Source organism: Flavobacterium sp. MDT1-60 (genome assembly GCF_014844035.1).
Classification (GTDB): Bacteria; Bacteroidota; Bacteroidia; order Flavobacteriales; family Flavobacteriaceae; genus Flavobacterium.
Genome location: NZ_CP062159.1, coordinates 4116176 through 4140449, shown reverse-complemented (window position 1 = coordinate 4140449; position 24274 = coordinate 4116176). Strand labels below are relative to the sequence as shown.

16 protein-coding genes are annotated in these 24274 nt (G+C 33.6%); 13 read left to right on the top strand and 3 right to left on the bottom strand.

All coding sequences use genetic code 11. The features are described 5' to 3' along the window. Nucleotides 1-39 precede the first annotated feature (39 nt). The 13 genes from pta to IHE43_RS17270 all read left to right on the top strand — a co-directional run bounded on the left by pta (nucleotide 40) and on the right by IHE43_RS17270 (nucleotide 21333). Nucleotides 40-2133 (top strand): phosphate acetyltransferase, encoded by a 2094-nt coding sequence (gene pta / locus IHE43_RS17330; protein ID WP_192185069.1) that lies wholly within the window; start codon nucleotides 40-42, stop codon nucleotides 2131-2133. A gap of 99 nt (nucleotides 2134-2232) precedes the next feature. After that, a complete protein-coding gene (locus IHE43_RS17325) occupies nucleotides 2233-3417 on the top strand; it encodes an acetate/propionate family kinase (RefSeq protein WP_192185068.1) in 1185 nt (394 codons plus the stop codon). Between the two features lie 145 nt (nucleotides 3418-3562). Continuing rightward, nucleotides 3563-3958 (top strand): hypothetical protein, encoded by a 396-nt coding sequence (locus IHE43_RS17320; protein ID WP_192185067.1) that lies wholly within the window; start codon nucleotides 3563-3565, stop codon nucleotides 3956-3958. A gap of 116 nt (nucleotides 3959-4074) precedes the next feature. Continuing rightward, the gene (locus tag IHE43_RS17315) at nucleotides 4075-6819 is read left to right on the top strand and encodes a histidine kinase (RefSeq protein ID WP_192185066.1); all 2745 of its coding nucleotides are present in this window, start codon (nucleotides 4075-4077) and stop codon (nucleotides 6817-6819) included. A gap of 244 nt (nucleotides 6820-7063) precedes the next feature. Continuing rightward, nucleotides 7064-10081, top strand: a complete 3018-nt coding sequence (locus tag IHE43_RS17310; RefSeq protein ID WP_192185065.1) for a SusC/RagA family TonB-linked outer membrane protein — start codon at nucleotides 7064-7066, stop codon at nucleotides 10079-10081. A 4-nt stretch (nucleotides 10082-10085) separates the two neighbouring features. Further along, nucleotides 10086-11540: a RagB/SusD family nutrient uptake outer membrane protein gene (locus IHE43_RS17305; protein ID WP_192185064.1), complete on the top strand. Its 1455-nt coding sequence runs from the start codon at nucleotides 10086-10088 to the stop codon at nucleotides 11538-11540. 18 nt (nucleotides 11541-11558) lie between these two features. Next, a complete protein-coding gene (locus IHE43_RS17300) occupies nucleotides 11559-12536 on the top strand; it encodes a LamG-like jellyroll fold domain-containing protein (protein WP_192185063.1) in 978 nt (325 codons plus the stop codon). Nucleotides 12537-12608: 72 nt separating this feature from the next. Then, nucleotides 12609-13997: a glucoamylase family protein gene (locus tag IHE43_RS17295; RefSeq protein WP_192185062.1), complete on the top strand. Its 1389-nt coding sequence runs from the start codon at nucleotides 12609-12611 to the stop codon at nucleotides 13995-13997. A gap of 10 nt (nucleotides 13998-14007) precedes the next feature. Then, nucleotides 14008-14721, top strand: coding sequence for a prolyl oligopeptidase family serine peptidase (locus IHE43_RS17290; RefSeq protein WP_192185061.1), 714 nt, complete (start codon nucleotides 14008-14010; stop codon nucleotides 14719-14721). 10 nt (nucleotides 14722-14731) lie between these two features. Further along, nucleotides 14732-17032: a beta-glucosidase BglX gene (gene bglX / locus IHE43_RS17285; protein WP_192185060.1), complete on the top strand. Its 2301-nt coding sequence runs from the start codon at nucleotides 14732-14734 to the stop codon at nucleotides 17030-17032. A 151-nt stretch (nucleotides 17033-17183) separates the two neighbouring features. Further along, nucleotides 17184-17792 (top strand): glycerophosphodiester phosphodiesterase family protein, encoded by a 609-nt coding sequence (locus tag IHE43_RS17280; protein WP_225585178.1) that lies wholly within the window; start codon nucleotides 17184-17186, stop codon nucleotides 17790-17792. Between the two features lie 137 nt (nucleotides 17793-17929). Next, nucleotides 17930-19858, top strand: a complete 1929-nt coding sequence (locus IHE43_RS17275; RefSeq protein ID WP_192185059.1) for a discoidin domain-containing protein — start codon at nucleotides 17930-17932, stop codon at nucleotides 19856-19858. 86 nt (nucleotides 19859-19944) lie between these two features. Next, on the top strand, nucleotides 19945-21333 hold the full coding sequence (locus tag IHE43_RS17270; RefSeq protein ID WP_192185058.1) for a M28 family peptidase: 1389 nt from the start codon (nucleotides 19945-19947) through the stop codon (nucleotides 21331-21333). Between the two features lie 106 nt (nucleotides 21334-21439). On the opposite strand, the gene IHE43_RS17265 is transcribed toward IHE43_RS17270, so the two are convergent. The 3 genes from IHE43_RS17265 to kdsA all read right to left on the bottom strand — a co-directional run bounded on the left by IHE43_RS17265 (nucleotide 21440) and on the right by kdsA (nucleotide 23936). Beyond that, nucleotides 21440-22117, bottom strand: coding sequence for a YiiX family permuted papain-like enzyme (locus tag IHE43_RS17265; RefSeq protein ID WP_192185057.1), 678 nt, complete (start codon nucleotides 22115-22117; stop codon nucleotides 21440-21442). Between the two features lie 79 nt (nucleotides 22118-22196). Continuing rightward, nucleotides 22197-23099, bottom strand: coding sequence for a hypothetical protein (locus IHE43_RS17260; RefSeq protein WP_192185056.1), 903 nt, complete (start codon nucleotides 23097-23099; stop codon nucleotides 22197-22199). A gap of 18 nt (nucleotides 23100-23117) precedes the next feature. Next, nucleotides 23118-23936 (bottom strand): 3-deoxy-8-phosphooctulonate synthase, encoded by an 819-nt coding sequence (kdsA, locus tag IHE43_RS17255; RefSeq protein WP_026982277.1) that lies wholly within the window; start codon nucleotides 23934-23936, stop codon nucleotides 23118-23120. Between the last annotated feature and the right edge of the window lie 338 nt (nucleotides 23937-24274).

Sequence of the window (24274 nt, the reverse complement as noted above, 5' to 3'; positions counted from 1 at the left end):
AAAAATTACGATTACACATTAGTTTCAAAATAATAAATTATGAGTAAAGCAATATATATAGCGACAAGTGATCAGAATAGCGGAAAATCGATCGTTACACTCGGCTTGATGAGCATTTTGATTGGTAAAACAGCTAAAGTGGGTTATTTTAGACCTATTGTAGAAGATTTTGTTGATGGAGAATTAGACAATCATATTGAAACTGTGCTTTCACATTTTAATCTTGATATAAAGTTTGAAGATGCTTACGCCATTACCAAAAGCAAATTAATCAAGAAAAAAAATAAGGGTAAAATAGGCGAGGTTTTAGATTTAATTATCGAAAAATATAAAAAGCTTGAAGAACGTTTTGATTTTGTTTTAGTTGAAGGTACAAGCTTTACCGGCGAAGGAACTTCCATAGAATTAGATACAAATGTTTTAATTGCAAAAAACCTCGGAATCCCAACTATAATTATTGGTTCCGGTGTTGGTAAAACTTTAGATGAATTAGTTGATAGTTTATATCTCGTTTATGATTCTTTCAAAGTAAAAGAAGTTGAGGTTTTGTCTGTTTTTGCGAATAAAGTTCAGCCTGAAAATATCGAATTGGTAACAAAAGGGTTACAGAAAAGTTTGCCTGCCAATGTTTTGATAAATACGATTCCGTTAATTTCCAGTCTGAATAATCCAACAATGCAGGAAATTGTAAATGAACTTGACGCCAAAGTAATGTTTGGAGAAAACTACCTTAACAACGAAATTGGGCATTTTAGTGTCGGTGCGATGCAGCTGCACAATTATTTAGTTCACCTTCATGATAACGCTTTGGTAATCACTCCGGGAGATCGTTCAGACATTATTCTGGGTGCTCTACAAGCTAATGAATCTGCTAATTATCCAACAATTTCCGGAATTATCCTGACGGGAAATATTATTCCGGAACAAAGTATTTTAAAGCTTATTGAGGGACTATCTTCTATTGTTCCGATTATAGCAGTTGACGGAGGAACCTATAATGTGACCAATAAAATCGGCTCTATTAAATCAAAAATTTACGCGAATAACACACATAAAATAGAGACATCAATAAATACATTTGAAAAATACGTAGAAATTGAAGCACTATCCGAAAGATTGATCACTTTTGAAGCGGAAGGAATGACGCCAAAAATGTTTCAGTATAACATGGTAAAAAGAGCCAAACAACACCGTAAACATATCGTTTTACCTGAAGGAACAGATGAACGAATTATTATTGCAGCTTCAAGATTGCTGACTATGGATGTTGTTGACATTTCGATGATTGGCGATAAAAAACAAATAGAAAGTAAAGTTACCGAACTCGGAATAACCTTTGATTTTTCAAAAATAAAAATCATCAATCCAATTGAATCTGAGTTTTATGAAGATTATGCCAATACCTATTATGAGCTTCGAAAAGCCAAAAATGTAAGCATAACAATGGCAAGGGATTTAATGGAAGATGTCTCGTATTTTGGAACAATGATGGTGTATAAAGGACACGCTGATGGAATGGTTTCAGGAGCAGCACATACAACTCAACATACGATTTTGCCGGCATTGCAATTCATCAAAACTAAACCAAATTCATCTGTAGTTTCTTCAGTATTTTTTATGTGTTTGGAAGACAGGGTTTCGGTTTTTGGAGATTGCGCCATTAATCCAAATCCAACTGCAGAGCAATTGGCAGAAATAGCGATTTCATCAGCAGATTCAAGTTCTGCTTTCGGAATTGAACCTAAAATCGCTATGCTTTCCTATTCTTCTGGTACTTCGGGAAAAGGAGATGAAGTAGAAAAGGTGAGAACTGCAACAGAAATAGTAAAGCAAAAACGTCCTGATTTAAAAATTGAAGGTCCAATTCAATATGATGCTGCTGTAGACCGCGCCGTAGGAAAAAGCAAAATGCCGGACTCTGAAGTGGCAGGACAGGCAAGTGTACTTATTTTTCCGGATTTAAATACAGGAAATAATACGTATAAAGCTGTTCAACGTGAAACTGGAGCATTGGCTATCGGACCAATGTTACAAGGCTTAAACAAGCCCGTAAACGATTTAAGCCGTGGTTGTACCGTAGATGATATTATTAATACGGTAGTGATTACAGCGATTCAGGCACAGGGACTTTAATCAATTAAAAATTAGAAATTAAAAATTAAAACTTTGGGGTTTCGTCGCAACAATAAATAAACTTAGTGACTTAGCGCCTTTGTGGCAAAATATTCAAAAATGAAAATACTAATAATAAACTCAGGTAGTTCATCAATAAAATATCAGTTAATGGTAATGCCAACGAATGAAGTAATTTGTTCCGGTATGATTGATAGAATTGGTTTAGAAACTTCAAATATTACCTTTAAAACAGCATCTGATTCGATAGAAGAAACATCACCAATTTCCAATCATAAAGTGGGTTTGCAAAAAGTTGCAAATATGCTTTTGGATGTTGAAAAAGGAGTTATTAAGTCAACTTCTGAAATTGTAGCGGTTGGTCATCGTGTTGTGCATGGAGGTAGTGACTTTAGCGATACTGTGAAAATTGATGAAAAAGTAAAAGCCAAAATCAAACAACTTTTTGAACTGGCTCCATTGCATAATCCCGCCAATTTAGAAGGAATTAATGTTGCTGAAGAAATCTTTAGTTCAGCCGAGCAAGTAGCTGTTTTTGATACTGCCTTTCATCAAACAATGCCAGAAGTGGCTTATAAATATGCAATTCCAAATTATCTTTTGACAGAAAATAAAGTTCGTGTTTATGGTTTTCATGGAACAAGTCACAAATATGTTTCTGAAAAAGCAATCGAGTTTTTAGAGAACAATTCTAGAATCATTACCATTCATTTAGGAAATGGCTGTAGTATGGCCGCTGTTAAAAATGGAAAATGTATTGACACCACAATGGGTTTTTCTCCATCAAACGGATTGATTATGGGAACACGATCCGGGGATATTGATCAGTCGATTGTTTTTTATATGATTAAAAATCTTGGTTATACGGCTGATGAAGTAAATGCAGTTTTACTGAAACAAAGCGGTATGCTTGGACTAACTGGTTATAGTGATTTGCGTGATATTGAAGCAGAAGCTGAAAAAGGAAATAAAGAATGTCAGTTGGCTTTGCTAATGAATGCATATCGTATTAAAAAGTTTATTGGTGCATATGCTGCAGCATTAAATGGTTTAGATGCCATTGTTTTTACGGCTGGAATTGGTGAAAACTCTTCGTATATGCGTAAATTAGTTTGTACTGATATGGATTATTTCGGAATCGAATTAGATGAAGAAAAAAATCAAATCCGTTCTAAAGCTATTAGAGAAATCAATAAAATAGGATCAAAAGCTAAAGTTTTGGTAGTACCAACAGATGAAGAATATGAAATTGCAAATCAGGTTTATCATTTGCTTCAGAATTAAATTTTTATGATCTAATTAATTCTAAAAATAATAAACTATAGATGCCAGTAACAAAAGTTTCGCTTACAAAAACGGATATTGAATCTTTAAAAGGTAAAAAAAAGAGTAATTCAAAACTTAGAACAGGGATATCATTTTTTCTCTTTTGCTTCTTTTAATAGTTTATGTGAGTGTCGGTTTTGATACTTCGAATTCATTTTTTTACTATTTTAAAATAGTAGTAATTGTAATTAATGCATTTCTTTTATTAGGAACTCTAAGAGATACTAATTATGACAATGATTTAAATGAAAGAAAAAAATATGTAGGTTTAGTAAAAGTAAAGAAGAAAGAATATTTTTATGATAATGAAAATAATAGTGAATCACATATAATAACTTTTGATGAATGGAGAATTGGTGAGAAATCATTTAAGAAAGAATATTGGAATAAAATAATTGAAGGTGACGAATTTTATGTTGAACAAGCTGCAAACTCAGGCTTTCTGTTCAAATTAGAAAAAGAAAATACTGATTTTAAAACACGATTGGTTTTTCAGTAGAAAAAGATATAAACTTTGCGTTAAGTCTGAAAGTATAACTAGCAAGCTCCTCAATTTAGGAGCTTTTTTTACTTATTAAATATTTGTCAGTATCTTTGACTATAAAACTGAATATTTTGAAATCGATACTTCTAAAATCACTTTTCTTCTTTTTCATCGCTTCTCAAATTCACGCACAAGAATTACTTCCTTTCGTTGAAAATTATAATAAATCAAATTATCAGGGCGACAATCAAATTTGGAATGTTGTTCAGGGAAAAGATAATGCGATGTATTTTGCCAACAATCATTATTTATTGCGATACGATGGCGTAAAATGGGAAAAATATACCCTGCCTAATAAAACTATTATTCGTTCCATTTTAATCGTAGGGGATAAGATTTACTCCGGTTCTTATAAAGAATTTGGTTACTGGTACAGAAAAGAAGGCAAGATGCATTATGTTTCGATCACTAAAAATCTACGCTTGTTTGATGAAAAAGATAATGAGGAAATCTGGAAAATTTTCAGATTCAATGGTTCTCTATATTTTCAGTCCTTCAATGATGTTTTTATTTATAATGGAAAACATATTCAAAAAATAAAATTTCCATTTCTAATATCTTATTGTTTTGTTGTCGATCAAAACCTTTATGTGGCTTCTGTAGCGAAGGGCACTTTTAAAATGAACGGATCAAGAATTGCAAATCCAAAAGGATGGAATGTGCTTAAAAATTGTGTCGTTCATGCGATCGAAAAATACCAAAACAAGACTTATATTTTTACGCAGAAAAAAGGAATTTTCACAGTAGAAAAAGAAAGTTTAAAGCCCTGGAATAATCCTTTAAATGAAATTTTAAAAAGTTCTACAATTAATGTAGGTAAGTTCACTAAAAACAATAAACTTATTGTAGGTACTGGAAACAGAGGCGTTTTTATTTATGATTTTAAATCTGATACCTATAAAAACATTGACAGAAAAAATGTCTTAATGAATAACTCGATTTTGAGTATTGGTTTTGATAAAGAAAACGATTTATGGCTTGGTTTAGATAACGGAATTGCTCATGTTGAAATCAATTCTCCTATTTCAATCTTCTATGATAATTCGGGTATTTTAGGTTCTGTTTATTCAGTTGCTACAACAAATAAAGGTTATTTAATAGCAACAAATCATGGTGTATTTGAGTTTGATTCGGGTAAATTCAAAATGATGCCCAATACTCAAGGGCAGGCTTGGAATATTACAGAAATTAACAATAAATATATTATTGGTCATAACGATGGCACATTTTCATATGAAGCTGGTTCCTTGTCTAAAATAAATAATATTAGTGGTGGCTGGAATTTATCTAAAAGCAGTATCAATAATAACTATTTTCAGTCGACATATAGTGGCGTTGTTGTTTATGACAATCTTTCAGATTTAAATCAAAAGAAAGTAATTAAGGATCTTTCTAAACCTATAAAATATGTAGCTCAGAATAAAAAGAATGAAATTTGGGCGGCAGATAATTATCGGGGTTTGTATAGAGTTTTGTATGATGATAATTTTAAAACGAAAAAAGTTGAAAATATTACGCAACAAAGCAAGATTAAAAATGATTTTGGGGTTAAGATATTTGAGTTTAGAAATGAAATTCTGTTCTTGATCAATAATTCATGGTATACTTATAATTCAATAACCAACAAACTAGAAGAAAGTGAATTATTTAATCAGAACTTTAAAAAAGTTTCTGATGTTATAAGCATAGATGAAGATCACTTTATGGTACTTCAGGATGGAATCTTATATCATATTAAAGCTACCGGAAATAAATTTTTGTGGAATATTATTCAGGCAAAATATTATAAAGGAAAATTAATCAATGATAATTTAAGAATTTTTAAGCATGCTAATCACTATTTGCTAAATCTTGATGATGGTTTTATATCCTTACAATTGAAATATGAGAATAAGCAAAATTCAGCTGTTAAGATTGAATCTTTTAATGATGAAAATTTAGTACCAAATGATTCTAAAATTAAATATAATACTGAATTACAAATAAATGTCATCTCTGGAATTTACGGAGCCAGCAAACCTAATTTGTTTTATAAACTTGATAATGGAAAGGAATTTATTTCAGTTGCAAACGGATTGATTGTTTTAAATAATTTAAGCAGTGGAAACCATTCCGTAAATGTTTTTAAACATGATGGCGCAAACTATGATAATGTTGCAAGTTTTGAATTTAGTGTTGCAAAACCTTGGTATTTTTCATTTTGGATGATTTTGTTATACTTATTAATAATAGGAGCAGTGTTGTTTCTCTATTATAAATGGAATAAACTTCGCTATATGCAAAAATTAAGATTGCAGGCAGAAGAATTAAAACATCAGAGAGAGATTCTTGAAATGGAATTAAAAGCAGAAAATGAATTGAATATGCAGGAATATCAGAAGCATATTTTGGAACTTGAATTACAAACGAAATCATCTGAAGTGGCGGGAAAATCATTGTCAATTGCCAAACAAAGTGAAATGATTGAAAATATTCAAAATATTCTGGATTCAGAAAAAGACTTTAACAAACTTAAAAGCGAAATCAAAAAGGCTATTAAGATTAATGAAGTTAATAAACACGAATGGGAGATTTTTGAAACCAATTTAAATCAGATTCATAATGAATTTATTATAAGCCTCTCAAAGAAATATCCCAACCTTACTCCAAAAGATATAAAACTCTGTGTTTATCTGAAAATGAACCTTTCTTCAAAAGAAATTGCCCCTATGATGAATATATCATTTAGAGGCGTAGAACTGCATAGATATCGCTTAAGAAAGAAATTAAATCTCTCGCAAGAAGAAAACCTATCAAAATTTTTATTAAGTGTGTAAGATTTGCATTTAATTTTTGCGTTTTTTATATTTTTAAATACTATTTTTTATATAATTCCAATACATCATTACTACATCATAACGTTATGTTAATGAAATTATATTAACATTTATGATGTTGATTTTCATTAGTCTACATTCATTTTTTAACATAATGATGTAGCTATGTAGTAGTAGTATTTGATGTACTACAACGATGTAATTGTTTAATTTGGCTCTACTAACTTAAACGATTACGAACTGTATGAAAAATTTTATTTTTAGCTTTTTAGCGCTCTTATTGCTTCCGGCATATATGTCTGGGCAGGCAATCAAAGGAAAAGTAGTAGATAGTAGTGGAATGGGAATTCCGGGAGCAGTTATTAGTGCACCCAATTCAAGAACTTCTGCAGATGCTGATTTCGACGGGAATTTTACAATTAATGCCAAAGAAGGTGAGATTTTGAAAATCTCAATGTTGGGTTTTGATGCTGTTTCTGTACCGGCAACTTCAGCTCCCATGACAATTTCTTTAAAAGAGTCGGGAGATACAGCTTTGAAAGAAGTTGTTGTTATTGGTTATGGAACAAGAAAAAAAGTAGATAATACTACGGCAATTAGTTCTATAAAAGCTGAGGAAATTACTAAAACCAAAGTATTGAATGCCTCTCAAGCCATACAAGGTAAAGCGGCTGGGGTACAAGTGATTTCGTCAGATTTACCAGGAAGTACACCTTCTGTTGTTATTAGAGGTTTGGGAACTGCATTAGGTGGAAGAACACCTTTATATGTAGTAGACGGAATGCAAACGGAGAATATCAATAATATTAATACAAACGATATTACTTCTTATGATATCTTAAAGGATGCTTCGGCACTAGCAATTTATGGTACCAGAGCTGCAAACGGGGTAATTATTATTACTACTAAAAAAGGTAAGGGTGATAATAAAGTTTCTGTGGAAGTAGAAAGCTTTGCCGGTGTTAGAGAGCCACTTAAAAAAGTTAAAATGGCAGGTAGTAATAAGTATTCTTATTATACAAATGCTGCCTTGCAAAATACGACATTCTCACAAGATCAGCCTGTAAATACAGATTGGTTTGATGAAATTACAAGGAGCGGAACTTATACACAAAATAACGTTTCTGTTTCAGGCGGTTCTGAAAATGTTAAATATTTTTTCAGCTTAGGAAACTATGAAGAGAAAGCTATTCTAAACGGACTATCTTATGGACGTACCACTTTTAGAAATAATAATGAATATAAAATTTCTAAAAAACTGACTTTAAATCAAAACTTCAGTTTTACTTCAACAAAATCTACTCCTAAACCATTAGGGGCTTTTACAAATGCTTATAAACAATCACCGATAGTTCCCGTTTTTTTTCCTGACGGAAAATATGGAGTACCTAGAGTTGGAGCAGATGGTTTTGCAAGCGAAACAGGATCAGCATTTAACAACGTTGGTAATCCGGTTGCACAACTTGACTTTTTTGATGAACAACAAAAAAGTATAACATTACAGGGAGGTTTAAAATTGGATTATGAAATTTTAAAATCATTAAAATTTACCTCTCAATTTAATGGAGAATATTATACTTGGAAACAATATAATTTCGAAGACACTAAAAATGTTTGGCTTGCTGCAAATCCTAATAAGGTAGCAAGTGACTACGAAAAAGAATTCCCAAATGCTAATATCAATTTATTGACTAAGGGCAGAGAAGAATATTATAATTGGAATTTAGCTAACTACTTAACATATAATAAAGTATTTAATGAAATTCACGATATTGAAGTTGTAGCAGGTATTGAAACTAGTGTTAAAGGCGCTAGAGAAAAACTTACTATTAAAAGGAAAAATGTAAATTCAGATTCCAATTATTGGTCCTTGAAAGATGTAGAATATGCTGCAAATGTAACGAGCTACAAAGATGAAGTTTTTAATGAAGTAAAATTGGCTTCGTATTTAGGGCGTTTCCAATACAAATTGATGGATAAATATTTGGTTACCGGAACGGTAAGACGTGACGGATCTTCAAATTTTGGAAAAGATTATCGTTGGGGTACATTTCCTGCTTTTGGTTTAGGATGGATTCTTTCTAAAGAAGCTTTCCTGGCAGATTCAAAAACTATTAGTTTATTAAAATTAAGAGGAGGCTGGGGTAAATTAGGAAATCAAAATGTGCCATTAAACAGAGCAAGTTATACATCTGGTCAAAATGCTTACCTGGGAGGTTCTATATTAAATGAAGGAACTACTATTAACTCTCAAATTGATCCGAGTTTATCATGGGAAGTTACGGAAGAAACTTCTATTGGTTTAGATTTTGAACTTTTAGAAAGTAAATTAAAAGGAACTGTTGATGTATATGACAGAAATACAAACAACATAATTTTAAATACAAAACCATATGCTACATCTGGAATTACAAATTTCTCTCCGGCTCACGTAGGGGAAGTTTCGAACAAAGGTTATGAAATTTCTTTACGTTGGGATGATAAAATTGGCGAGAATTTTAGCTATTTCATTGGTGGGAATTTTTCGAACAATCAAAATGAACTTACTGGTTTAAAAAATGTTATTCTATCTCCACTTATCGGAGGAGGTTTAGGGAATGGACAAGATACTAAATTGTTAGATAATACTACTGTTGGTCAGCCATTAGGTAGTTTTTATATCTACGAGTATGCAGGTTTTGATGCTGCAAACGGAAAAATGTTGTATTACAATGCTGCAGGCGATAAAGTAACTCAGGATGCATTAAGTGCAACTACAGATAAAAAATATGTAGGATCAAGCATGCCAAAATCTAATTATGGAGTTTCTCTAGGATTTAATTACAAAAACTTTGATTTTTCTGTAGATGGTTACGGAACAAATGGTGCAAAAGTATACAATGGTAAAAAAGCACAACGTTTTGCTGGAGAGAATATCGAAAACTCACTTGCAACAGATTTTTGGACACCTAATAATTTGACAGCTTCAAATCCAGCTCCATTTAACCAGGTACCAGTTGCTTCTACTTATTACTTAGAATCTGGTGATTTCTTTAGAATCAACAATATTACATTAGGATACAAATTGCCATTGCAAAATACTAATTTTATTAGTTCTTGCAGAATTTATGTAAATGCTATTAACCCATTTATTACACAGAAATTCTCAGGGTTCTCTCCAGAATTAAACGGCGATGGAAATCCTTACGGAACTCAGGGAGTAGAGCTCGATGCTTATCCAACTTTGAGATCATTTGTAATGGGAGTTAACTTAAAATTTTAAAATTATGAAAAAGATATATATAGCAGCATTTGTATTATCAGCATTCTTTTTTACAGGATGTGCAGACGATTATTTAGATGTAGATCAAACAGAATCTATTTCTACAGATGACACTGAATTATTCAACAATGATGCAGGAGCAGCTCAGTTTGTAACCTCAATTTATAACAAATTCTTAAATTGGGATATGACCTCATTCGGATGGATTGGTCTGTCAAGTATTACATCAGATGATGCAGATAAAGGATCATCTCCGGGTGATACAGGAACGGATAAGGATGTTTTGGATGCTTTGACTTATAATGCGTCAAATCCTTCTGCGGAAAGTACTTTTAATGCTAATTACGATGGTATCAACAGATGTAATCAAGCTTTAAATATTCTTCCAAAATTAGATAAAGTAGATGCTAATTTAAGAGCTAGATTAGCTGGTGAAGCTAAATTTTTAAGAGCTTTTATGTATTTTACTTTAGTAAAATGTTATGGTGGAGTACCAATTGTAGATCACTTGCCAGTTCCAGGTTCTGATTCAGATAGAATTATGCAATTAACCCGCAAAACAGCTGCAGAGGTTTATGCTTTCATCGAAAGTGATTTAAATGATGCTATTGCAGCACTTCCTGAAAAAGGAGCGTATTCTGCAAATGAAAGATCAAGAGTGTCAAAAGGAGCTGCTTATGCCTTATTAGCAAAAGTAAGTTTATATCAAAAGAAATGGCAGCAAGTAATCGATAATACGAATAAAGTTACAGGTTACTCAATCGTTAGCGATTATGCCAGCATGTTTAAAGCGTCTGGTAAATTTGATTCAGAAACTATTTTCGAAATTTATGCTCAAGGTGCAGTTCCAGCGAAGGGAATCGAAGGATATTCTAACACACAAGGCGCTCGTGGTGCTGGTGGTTGGGGTTGGGGTTTCAACACGCCATCTCAAAGTTTAGTAAATGCTTATGAGCCAGGTGACGTAAGAAAAAATGCTACCATTATCTTTAGAGGAACAACTTTGTATGATGGAAGAGTTATTCCAACAACAGTTGAAAACGAACGTTATAACTACAAAGCATATTCTTCTGCTTATACAGATGCCTGGGAAACAGATGTTGATATTAAATATCTAAGATATGCTGAAGTTTTATTAATGAAAGCAGAGGCTTTTAATGAATTAGGTCAAACATCGAATGCTATTCCTTTGTTAAATCAAATCAGAAACAGAGCTGGCTTAGCGAATACAACTTATTCGTCTCAGGCTGATATCAGAACTGCAATTTGGAGAGAAAGAAGAGTTGAAATGGCTTTTGAGCACGACAGATTCTTTGATTTAGTTCGTACTGGTCAAGCCAAAGCAGCTTTTGCAATTGATGGAAAAACTTTTACTGAAGGTAAAAACGAATTGTTTCCTATTCCGGCTGCATTTATTAAACAAGCAGGTGGTTTAGCAACTCAAAATCCTGGTTATTAATCCTTAAAGACATTAAAAATGAAAAAAAATAAATCTATTTTCTTGCTTTCTTTTGTTTTAGCTTCAACAGTATTTGTGAGCTGTGAGGATAGTATAGATAAAGAAAATGCTCCAATTCCATATGAATCAATTGGAGGTTATGATAATTCTGATGAAGTTGCGTCAACTCACTTGATTTCTAAATTTAGTTTTGATGGAAATTTAAGTGACAGCAAAAGTAATATTACAGGAGTTGAAGGTATGAATGTTGCTTATGCTACCGGTGTAAAAGGAAATGCATATCAAGGTTCAAGTTCTGTTGCCCGATATGCAATAGGAAATGCTGCTTCAAAAATTACATCTTTAAATGATTACTCAATTTCATTTTGGATGAATACTGCTAACACAGTCCCTGACGGAGGAAGCCCTGGACAAGGAAAAGGAGCGCAGGGTATTTTTTCAATCGTTAGACCAACTGAGTTTTGGGGAGGGATTAATTTGTTTTTAGAAAATCCAGATAGTGCCAATCCAAACAGACTAAGATTAAAACTTGGAGTTGAAAATGGAAGAGCCGGAGTAGCATGGAGAGGACAAAGTGTAATCGTAAACCTTGATAATAGCTTAAACACCTGGATACATGTTGTTCTTGCATATGATTCTAAAACCAGTACTATGAATTGTTATACTAATGGTGCACCAAGTGCCAATGTTGGTGGTTTCCCATTTGCTCCTGCTGCAGGAGTTGTTGGAACTGCAATATGGTATGCGGATGATCCGGGAACTTATAATAACGCTAAAAACGCACCAAAATATGGTGCATTTCAAATGACAGGTACAAATGGTAAAGTTGTTTTTGGAACACATCAGTTCGAAACAACACCTCCATTAAACAATGGTTCTCAACAGGACTGGGCTACAAGTTATGCAGGATTGATGGACGAATTTAGAATTTATGATTCAGCTCTTGCAAGTAATGAAGTTTCAGCTTTATATAAACTTGAAAAAGACAAAAGATAGAAATCTTTATAATACACCTAGAATTTTCCATCTAGGTGTATTTTTAAATTATTAATACGCAAATTTATAAAAATGAAAATCGGTTTATATATTATTTTGTTCCTGAGTGCTTTTAGCTCTTGTTCTTCTTCTTCACCTGATGAAGGAAAAAGTGGCGGAACTCCGTTACCTACAAATCCAATCACCCCAACTAAGCCTTTGACAGATGCTGAAGCTATGGATCAGGTACAAAAAGACGCTATTAAATATTTTTGGGATTATGCTGATCCTAATTCAAAATTAGCTCGTGAAAGATATCTTACGGAAGATCCAAATTTTGAGTCAAACATTATTACTACAGGAGGTTCAGGTTTTGGATTAATGACTATTGTTGTAGGCGTAGAAAGAGGTTTTTTGCCAAGAGCTGAAGCTGTTTCTAGACTTACGACCGCATTAAGCTTTCTTGAGAAAGCGGATCGTTTTCACGGTGCGTGGCCACACTGGATGGATAATAAAGATGGGAAAGTAATTCCGTTTGGAACAAAAGATAATGGAGGAGATTTAGTAGAAACTTCTTTTGTTTGTCAGGCTCTAATTACCATCAGAGAATATTTTAAAAATGGAAGCACAACCGAAAAAGCATTAGCTGCCAAAGCCGATGAGCTATGGAAAGGTGTAGAATGGGATTGGTATACTCAGGGGCAAGATGCTTTGTACTGGCATTGGTCTCCAAATTATGGTTGGGAAATGAATTTTAAATTAGAAGGATATAATGAATGTCTGATTACTTATGTAATGGCAGCTTCTTCACCAACACATCCTATTTCTGCCGAAGCATATCATAAAGCATGGGCGAGAAGTGGTGCTATTATAAATGGTGGTTCTCAATACGGAATTCCGGTTGTTTTAAATTATAACGGAGCTACAGGAAATGTAGGCCCGATGTTCTGGTCACACTATTCTTATTTAGGTTTGGATCCAAATAATTTAAAAGATAAATATGCTGATTATTGGGCATTGACGCAAAATCATGCTAAAATAATGGTTAAATATAGTGAAGCTAATCCAAAAGGATTTAAAGATTATTCAGATAAATGCTGGGGATTAACAGCAAGTTATACCCGTAATCCTGATGGAACAACGGGATATACAGCTCATCAGCCTAATAATGATAACGGTGTTATTTCGCCAACGGCAGCATTATCATCTTTCCCTTATACGCCAGTAGAATCGATGAAGTTTTTGCATTATTTGTATGATGATAATAAAGCGAAATATGTTGGAATTGCAGGTCCGTATGATGCTTTTTCACCACAATACAATTGGGTAACAGCTCGTTATTTGGCAATCGATCAGGGAACAATTGCTCCTATGATTGAAAACTATAGAAGCGGTTTGCTATGGAAATTGTTTATGAATGCATCAGATACAAAACAAGGTTTAATAAAACTGGGTTTTAATTCAGGTAAATACGGATTCTAATATTTATTAAATGAAGTACAAACTAGCGTTATTACTTTTATTCTTTTTTGTATTCGGTTTTGCCCAAAGTGAAACAACAGGAACAATAAAAACCATTGTTGTTACAAAATATGAACTGGGTTACGCATTACACAAACCGGCGAATACAAAGGAAAAAAAGCCATTCATAGTTTTTATCTCTGGTGATGGAGAAAAAGGAACAGATATTGAAAAAGTAAAAATCCACGGACCTTTAAAATATTTAAAAACACATCAACTAGATGCTTATGTTTTGGCTCCTCAATGTAAAGAAAATGAAAATTGGGACATTGAATCTATTAACGAATTGATTCTAAAAATTCAAAGAGAAAACAAAATAGATGCTGACAGAATCTATGTTACTGGTTTAAGTTCCGGTGGCTGGGCAGCTTGGAATTTAGCGCTTTCCTATCCGGATAAATTTGCAGAAATTGTGCCAATTTCAGGTTTTGTTGATTTAGTTGAATTAGAAAGTTCTTGTAAAATTGCCAATATTCCAACCAGAATTTTTCATGGATTATTGGATGATGTAGTAAAGGTTGATTATGCAATAACCATTTACAAAGAATTAAAAAAATGCAATGCCAAAGATGTTCAACTAACCATTTTTGATGACGCAGGCCACGACAGCTGGTCGAGAGTTTATGACAATCCGGAAATATACAATTGGATGCTTAAACAGAATAAAACAAATACGAACAAATAAATATATTAGAATGAAAAACAAATTAGTCTTACTTTTTTTAGGATGTGCTGTTTTGGGTTATGCTCAAAAAAAGAACACTAAAAACACAGTAACAATTAAACCAAAATCAGAGTTTGTAGCTGAACTATTGTCTAAAATGACTTTAGACGAAAAATTAGGTCAGCTTAATTTACCAACTTCTGGAGATATTACGACAGGACAAGCAAACAGTTCTGATGTGGCTAAAAAAATTGCTGAAGGAAAAGTAGGTGGTTTATTCAATATTAAGTCTGTTCAAAAAATTAAAGAAGTACAAAAAATTGCTGTTGAAAAAAGCCGTTTAAAAATTCCATTGATTTTTGGTATGGATGTTATTCACGGTTACGAAACAACATTTCCAATTCCGTTAGGATTATCTTGTACATGGGATATGAATTTGATCGAAAGAAGTGCACAGATTGCTGCTCAGGAAGCAAGTGCTGATGGAATCAACTGGACATTTTCGCCAATGGTAGATATTTCTCGTGACCCACGTTGGGGAAGAATTTCTGAAGGTTCAGGGGAAGACCCTTATTTAGGAAGCCAAATTGCAAAAGCAATGGTAAACGGATATCAGCAAAATGATCTTTCTAAGAATAATTCGATAATGGCATGTGTAAAACACTTTGCTTTATACGGTGCGCCGGAAGCAGGTCGTGATTATAATACTGTTGATATGAGTCATATCAGAATGTTCAACGACTATTTTCCTCCTTACAAAGCAGCAGTTGATGCTGGCGTAGGTTCTGTAATGGCTTCTTTTAATGAAGTAGACGGAATTCCTGCAACTGGAAGCAAATGGTTAATGACAGATGTTTTAAGAAAACAATGGGGCTTTAAAGGTTTCGTAGTAACTGATTTTACAGGAATAAACGAAATGATAGAACATGGAATGGGCGATTTACAAGCAGTTTCAGCTTTGTCCTTAAATGCAGGTGTTGAAATGGATATGGTTGGTGAAGGCTTTTTAACAACTTTGAAAAAATCTTTAGATGAGAAAAAAGTAACAATCGAACAAATTGATAATGCTGTTAAACTTATTTTAGAAGCAAAATACGATTTAGGATTATTCCACGATCCGTACAAATACTGTGATGAAAAAAGAGCTAAAACGGAAATTTTTACTTCTGCAAGCAGAAAGGAAGCACGTCAGATTGCTGCACAATCTTTGGTTTTATTAAAAAATCAAAATCAGGTATTGCCTCTTAAAAAATCAGGGACAATTGCACTTATCGGACCATTGGCAGATGCTAAAGAAAACATGCCTGGAACCTGGAGTGTAGCTACTAAAATGGAGAATGCTATATCATTATTGGCAGGAATCAAAGAAGTGGCAGGACCTTCTACGAAAGTATTGTATGCAAAAGGAAGTAACTTAGACTACAATGAAACTTTCGAAACTAACGCGACAATGTTTGGTAAAACCTTACACCGCGATGGCCGCTCTAAAGAAGAATTATTAGCAGAAGCTTTAAAAGTAGCAAACCAATCTGATGTAATTGTAGCGGCACTTGGAGAATCTGCAGAAATGAGCGGAGAATCCAGCAGCCGTACAAATTTAGAAATTCCACAAGCTCAAAAAGATTTATTAAATGCCTTATTAAAAACAGGAAAACCAGTTGTTTTAGTTTTATTTGACGGTCGTCCGTTAGTTATAAAAGAAGAGAACGAAACTGTTCCTGCTATTCTTAATGTTTGGTTTGCCGGTACAGAAGCTGGTTATGCTATTGCAGATGTCTTATTTGGTGATGTAAATCCTTCTGGAAAATTAACGACAACTTTCCCAAGAAGTGTAGGTCAGGTACCAATTTATTATGCACACAAAAATACCGGAAGACCACTTGCAAATACTGAAGGCAAATTTGAAAAATTCAGATCTAATTATTTAGATGAAAGAAATGAGCCATTATTCGTATTTGGTTTCGGATTGAGTTATACTAATTTTGACTACTCAAACTTGAAAATTTCATCTGATGAAATGAATTTCAACGGAAAATTGAAAGTAACTGTTGATATTACGAATACAGGAAATTATGATGGAAAAGAAACCGTTCAGTTGTATATCCGAGATTTAGTAGGTTCAGTAACAAGACCCGTTAGAGAACTGAAAAATTTCCAAAAAATAGCACTTAAAAAAGGGGAGAAGCAAACGGTGACATTTGATATAACAGTTGAAGACTTAAAATTTTATAATTCTGATCTACAATTCGTAGCAGAACCTGGACAGTTTGATATTTTCGTTGGTGGAAATTCAGCTGCAGACAAGAAAGTTAGTTTTGAATTAGCTAAATAGTTGGTTTGTTGATTATTTAATGCCCTTCGTACTGGTTATACGAAGGGCTTTTTCACAAATAACAGATTTTAATTTTAAAAAAATGAATGATCTTAAAATATTCGGGGTCTGTCTTTTTTCACTCCTTATTGCATTTTCCTCTTCTTGTAACGTGAAAAAAAATGCAATCGTAGCACATCGTGGAGCATGGAAAAAAAACAATCTGCCAGAAAACTCTATTGCTTCTTTGAAGCATGCGATCGATTTAAAACTTACAGGTTCAGAATTTGACGTTTGGAGAACAGCTGATGATTCGCTTGTAATCAATCACGACGCACATTACAACAAATTACTTATTGAAGAAACAAATTATGCTGACTTAATTCAGTTTAAACTTTCTAACGGAGAAAAGCTGCCAACGCTACACGAATATATTACCGAAGGCAAAAAAAATAACAAGCATACTCTTCTGGTTTGCGAAATAAAGCCTTCAGAAATAAGCAAGGAAAGAGGAAAAAAGACCGCTTTAAAAACTGTTGAAACAATCAAACAATTAAACGCTGATAAAATCATCTGTTATATAAGTTTTGATTACGAAATCTTAAAACAAATTAGAGAAGTTGATCAGAAAACAGTTTTACAATATCTGGAAGGGAATAAATCTCCAAAAGAAGTAAAAGCAGATAAGATTTCAGGAGTTGATTATCATTATTCTGTATTTAAAAAACATCCGGAATGGATTGAAGAAGCAAAAGAGAATAATATTATTTTAAATGCCTGACAGTTAATGAAGCTTCTGATATGGATTGGATTATTGATCATAAATTCAATTACATAACCACAAATGAACCTGAACTATTAAAAGAAAGATTAAAGAAGAAAAAATAATCTTTTAAGCTTTCCAAATAAAATGAAACCATGAAAAAAGTATATCAATTCACACTGCTAATTCTATTGTTTTTGATGATTTTCAATAACAATGTTTTTGCACAGAAATCGAATATTCCGGGTAAAACAGAATGGTTTGATCCGAATAAACCGGCAACAACTTATTGCAATCCAATTAATATTGGTTACAATTATACAACACAAAATCACAACGGAATTCCGGAATCACGTCGTTCGAGTGCAGATCCCGTGATTATTACCTATAAAAACGAATATTATTTATTCGCCACAAATCAGGCAGGATTCTTTTGGAGTAAAGACATGTCTGACTGGAAATTTGTTTACGGAAGTTTTCAAAGAAAACCCGGAGATGATGATCAGTGTGCACCAGCAGCATGGGTTGTAAATGATACCTTATTTTATGTAGGCTCAACCTGGAAAAGAGACCATCCAATTTGGAAAACAGCGGATCCAAAATCGGGACAATGGCTAAGACATATGGATAAAGCAATGTTACCAACCTGGGATCCTGCAATTTTTCAGGATGACGATAAAAAAGTCTATATGTATTACGGCTCAAGTGGAAAATTACCTCTTGTTGGCGTTGAAGTCGATTATAATACGTGGCTCCCAAAAGGAAATCAGGACGATTATGAAAAATTATACAAAGCTACTGAGGTAGAGGATATTCAGCGTCCGTATGGTCAAATAAAAGAGGTGGCTATTCTTGATCCTTCAAATCACGGTTGGGAGCGTTTCGGACCAAATAATGATATGGAGCCTGCACCTTGGGGGAATTTTATTGAAGGTGCGTGGATGACCAAACACAACGGGAAATATTACATGCAATATGGCGCGCCGGCTACAGAATTTAAAGGGTATGCAAACGGTGTTCATGTTGGCGACAATCCTTTAGGCCCTTTTACGTATCAAAAACACAATCCGATGTCATACAAACCAGGCGGATTTGTAATTGGAGCCGGTCACGGAAATACTTTTGCTGACAACTACGGAAATTACTGGAATACCGGAACTTGTAAAATCTCTATTAAAGACCGTTTTGAGCGTCGTATAGATATGTTTCCTGCCGGATTTGATAAAGATGATGTTATGTATTCGATTACTGCTTACGGCGATTTCCCCATCGTATTACCAACAAATCAGAGAAATCAGGAAAAAGGAGCTTCTTCAGGATGGATGTTGCTTTCATATAAAAAACCAGTTACCGTTTCTTCTGCTGAAGAGTGTATGGAAGTGGAAACGCATAGAGTTGATAACGGTGGTAAAAAAGTCTATGAGAAATTCTGTTACGGTGCAGAAAATTTAACCGACGAAAATATTCAGACCTATTGGTCAGCAAAAACAGATGCGCCTGGCGAATGGTTACAGCTTGATTTAGGCAGACCAATGGAAATAAAGGCGCTGCAAATTAATTATGCCGATCATAAAGCGACGCAGTATAACAAGGCTATGGATATTTATTATCAATATAAGATTTTTATGTCTGATGATGCTCAAAACTGGACATTAGTGATAGATAAATCTCAAAATGCAAAAGACGTTCCTCATGATTATGTAGAGTTGACAAAGTCAATTAAAGCGCGTTACATCAAAATGGTAAATATTCATAATGCTTCAGGATTGTTTGCGGTTTCAGACTTTAGGGTTTTCGGAAATGGATTAGCGACAAAACCAAAAGCAGTTTCTAATTTTAAAGTTACCAGAAATGCAAAAGATTCCCGAAATGCAATGATTAGCTGGAAAAAACAACCGGATGCAGTTGGTTATACTATTTATTATGGAATCTCTCCAGACAAATTATACAACAATATTATGGTCTATGATGAAGCTATATATGATTTTAGAGGTTTAGATAAAGGCACAAAATATTACTTTACTATTGAGGCTTTTAATGAAAACGGAATTGGTGTACACAACAAGTTAATCGAGGTAAAATAATTTAAGAAAAGTTGCACTGAAATCTGTGGCAGGTCTAAAGAATTTTGTTCCTTTGTACAACAACCCAAAAACGCAAAAAAAAACCTATGAAAAAAACGATTCTTTTAACTGTTTTAGTTTTAAACGGATTGACATCTTTTGCACAGTCAAATGATGAGAAAAACATTAAATTATTTTATAAAAAAGCTTTAACCGAGGCAAAATGTTACACTTGGTTAGAGTATTTATCTAATGATATCGGAAGCCGTCTATCAGGTTCTCCAAGTGCTGAAGCGGCAGTAAAATACACAAAATCCCAGTTAGAGAGTTTAGGACTTGATAAAGTGTATCTTCAGGAAGTTATGGTGCCTCATTGGGTTCGTGGCGAAAAAGAAACTGCTTTTATTTTAGATAATAAAACGAAAACTGTAGTGCCAATTTGTGCTTTGGGAGGATCAATTGCAACGCCAAAAACAGGACTAACTGCAGAAGTGGTGGAAGTACAAGGTATCGATGAATTAAAGACTTTAGGTGATAAAGTAAAAGGTAAAATTGTGTTTTTCAACAGACCAATGAATCCTGAAAACATTGAAACTTTTACATCATACGGAGCTTGTGTAGACCAAAGATTTGCCGGCGCAAAAGAGGCTGCCAAATTTGGTGCTGTTGGAACAATTGTTCGTTCAATGAATTTACGTCTTGACGATTTCCCTCATACAGGAGCACAAAGTTATGGCGACCTGCCAAAAGAACAATATATTCCAACTGCTGCAATAAGTACAAATGGAGCTGAGTTATTAAGTAAATCTTTAAAAGTTAATCCAGCGTTAAAGTTTTATTTTAAACAATCATGTGAGACTTTGCCAGATGTATTGTCTTATAATGTAATTGGAGAATTGACAGGAACAGTAACTCCGGAGAACATTATAGTTGTTGGAGGTCATTTAGATTCCTGGGATCTTGCAGATGGTTCTCATGACGATGGAGCGGGGGTAGTACAAAGTATGGAAGTGGTGCGTATTCTTAAAAATTTAAACTACAAACCTAAAAATACAATTCGTGCAGTTCTGTTTATGAACGAAGAAAATGGCGGAAAAGGTGGTGCCAAATATGAAGAAGTTTCTAAACAAAAGAAAGAAAATCATATTCTAGCTGTAGAAAGTGATTCAGGCGGATTTACACCAAGAGGATTTTCTATAGAAGCTGATGATGCTAATTTGAAAAAAATCCAAGGATTTAAAGATTTTTTTGAGCCTTATTTAGTACATAGTTTTACAATTGGACATGCAGGTTCAGATATTAGTCATTTAACCTCGAAAGCGATTGTAAAAGCTGGTTTAAAACCTGATTCGCAACGTTATTTTGATTATCACCACGCAGCAAACGATAAGTTTGATGCCATTAATAAAAGAGAATTAGAATTAGGAGCTGCGACAATGACGTCATTAATCTATTTAATAGACCAAACCGGAATTGTTCTTCCAGCAGCGAATTAAGATTCGAAAAAAATAGAATAATAAAAAAGCGATGAGTTAAATCATCGCTTTTTTATTGAAAAATATCTGTGTAAATCCGCTCGATCAGTAAAATCTGCGGGCTATATTAATAAGTATCAATAACAGTTTTTAATAAATCAGAAGCAACAAGATCAGATGGAGCAACCACTTCTTCATCAAGCGGAACATCATTTCCGTATCGTTCTTTTAATATTTTTTGTACTCTTTCATCAGTTAAATTAAAATCCTTCAATTGTTTCAATTTTGACAATTCTATTCCGGCACCATTTTTATAGATTTTCCAGATTAATTCAGAACAATAGATTCGGTTATCCGTCCATTCAAAATAAGCATCATATTCTTTGCCTAAAAGTTGTTTACCGTAAGCTTTCATTTTATCCAGAGTGTCTTCAGTTAGAACAGTTTCGGCATTTTTCAGTCTCTTAACCAAGTATTTATGGTCTTTTCCATGAGCAATCCATTCCTCAAGAGGTGTTATTTTTACAGGCTGGACAGCTTCTAAAACAAATTCTCCGCCATTGACAAAGAAAATAATGCCACAATGCGAAAATTTCGAGTTTGTTGCAATTCGAACCGCTTCACATTGCTTTGATTCTGAGGTTTGAAAAATAAGATCTCCGTCATGAATTTTATTAGCACTACCATTCTCCGGCTTTGTTCCTGAAAAAGGATTGTTTGGAAAAACTTTCAAAGCGACAAATAGGGCACAACCGAAACTCAATAGAAATGTAATAATCGGAAATAAATACTTTCTCTTTTTCATATATTTTAAAGTTGATTCAATAAAAAAAGCAGAATTTCAATTTGATATGAAATTCTGCTTTTAAAGATATAAAAATCGTTTAGATTCTAAAAATTCCCCCTACAGCAATAATTCTTTGAAAGAAGAAAAAGTCTTGCGAAGCTTTGTCTTCATTACTAACTGTAGTTCTAATATCCTGCATGTTAATGTAACCTCCTTTTAACTCTCCTTGCAAGTAAAAATACTTGAAGAAAGTAAAATTGATTCCTGCCTTTGCAGACAAACCATAACCAGAAACATGAAAATCATCGTGACGTTCTTTTCCTAAAAGAGTTGTATTGGTTTTAGGATATAAAAGTCCAGCACCTAAACCTTCAGTTAAGTTAATCTGAACTTTATCTGTATTTGGCAAACCAAACCATTTCGAAATATCGTCATGTCTGGAAACCTCAGTATTAATATAGTTCAAACCATCTGTATGCTCGTACATTAAAAAAGCAGTACCATTCTGAATATCACCTTTCTCAAAACCACCTTCCTGAGCACCACCTTGAGACATATCTACAGGTGTATTATTATAAACTCCGTTGTAAATAGATCCAGCCTGATCAGCAGGTAAATTAATATCACCAGTAACATTAGCTATTTGATTTTGTGTCATCACATATTTCATGTGATCCCAACCAATAGAAACGCTGTAATGATCGTTAAAGAAATATCCCATTCTAAAATTAGTTTGCGGGATAGTCATGTTTGCCGGATTTACATAGTCAATATGGTATCCTTTTGGCTTATCGTGAGCTTTCATATCAGCAACCGTAAAGTTGTAATCTTTCCCTCTAAAATTCACATCAGATTTAGTGTAACTGTCTCTGTTTCCTCCCCAGGAAACGAAAAATTTACCTTTATTATGTGCTGTGTATCTTTCTACTGCGATTTCTTCCTGAGCAAAAGTGTTTAATGAAAAACACACCAGGAAAAAAAATAAAATATTTGTTTTCAATGAACGTGTATTAAAAAATTAGAATGAATTAACTGTTTTTCTGATGGCAACCAATTTGGTCATTAAACCTTCAAAATAATCTAAATGAAGCATATTAGCACCATCACTTTTTGCATTTGCAGGGTCAAAATGAGTTTCGATAAAAATACCGTCAACACCCACAGCAATACCCGCTTTGGCAACAGTTTCAATCATATCAGGTCTTCCGCCCGTAACACCGGCAGTTTGGTTTGGTTGTTGTAATGAATGCGTAACATCCAGAACAGTTGAAGCATATTGTTGCATAGTAGGAATTCCTCTAAAATCAACAATCATATCCTGATAACCAAACATAGTACCACGATCTGTAACCATCACGTTTTCGTTATGACAATCTAATACTTTTTGCACCGCGTGTTTCATGCTTTCCGGACTCATAAATTGTCCTTTTTTCAGGTTCACTACTTTTCCGGTATTAGCGGCAGCTACAACCAAATCGGTTTGGCGAACCAAGAATGCCGGAATTTGCAAAACATCTACATATTGTGCAGCCATTTCAGCATCTTCATTCGTATGAATATCTGTTACGGTCGGAACGTGAAAAGTCTCTGAAACCTTTCTTAAAATTTTTAATGCTTTTTCGTCACCAATTCCGGAAAAACTGTCGATTCTGGAACGGTTGGCTTTTTTAAACGATCCCTTAAATACATAAGGAATCTGAAGTTTGTCGGTAATACCAACTAATTTTTCAGCAATTCTGAGAGCCATTTCTTCTCCTTCAATGGCACAAGGTCCCGCCAATAAAAAGAAATTCCCACTATCAGTATGCTTAATTTGTGGAATATGTTGTATGTTCATAATATGATTTTTTGACAGTGCAAAGGTAGTTATGATTTACCAATAGCAGATTAAGATTTAAGTTTTTTTTAAGAAGCTAATCCTGCTATCCGTTTCAAACTTTTTCTCCAAAACCTTTTTTTATTGGTCTTTGCAGGAGCTTCCTCCGGTCGCTCTGCAAAAACCATAAAAAATAGGCTTTCTCAAAAAAGGATTTCCACTTTTATCAGGGCTAGGACTTTAGTGGAATTAGGAGTTTTTAAGATAAAAATCACTTCTTTTTAAGCGGTATTGTCTGATAAATAAAATCAAAACTTATTTCCTTTTTTCTATATTTGTTTTTAAATCAATTAAAACCA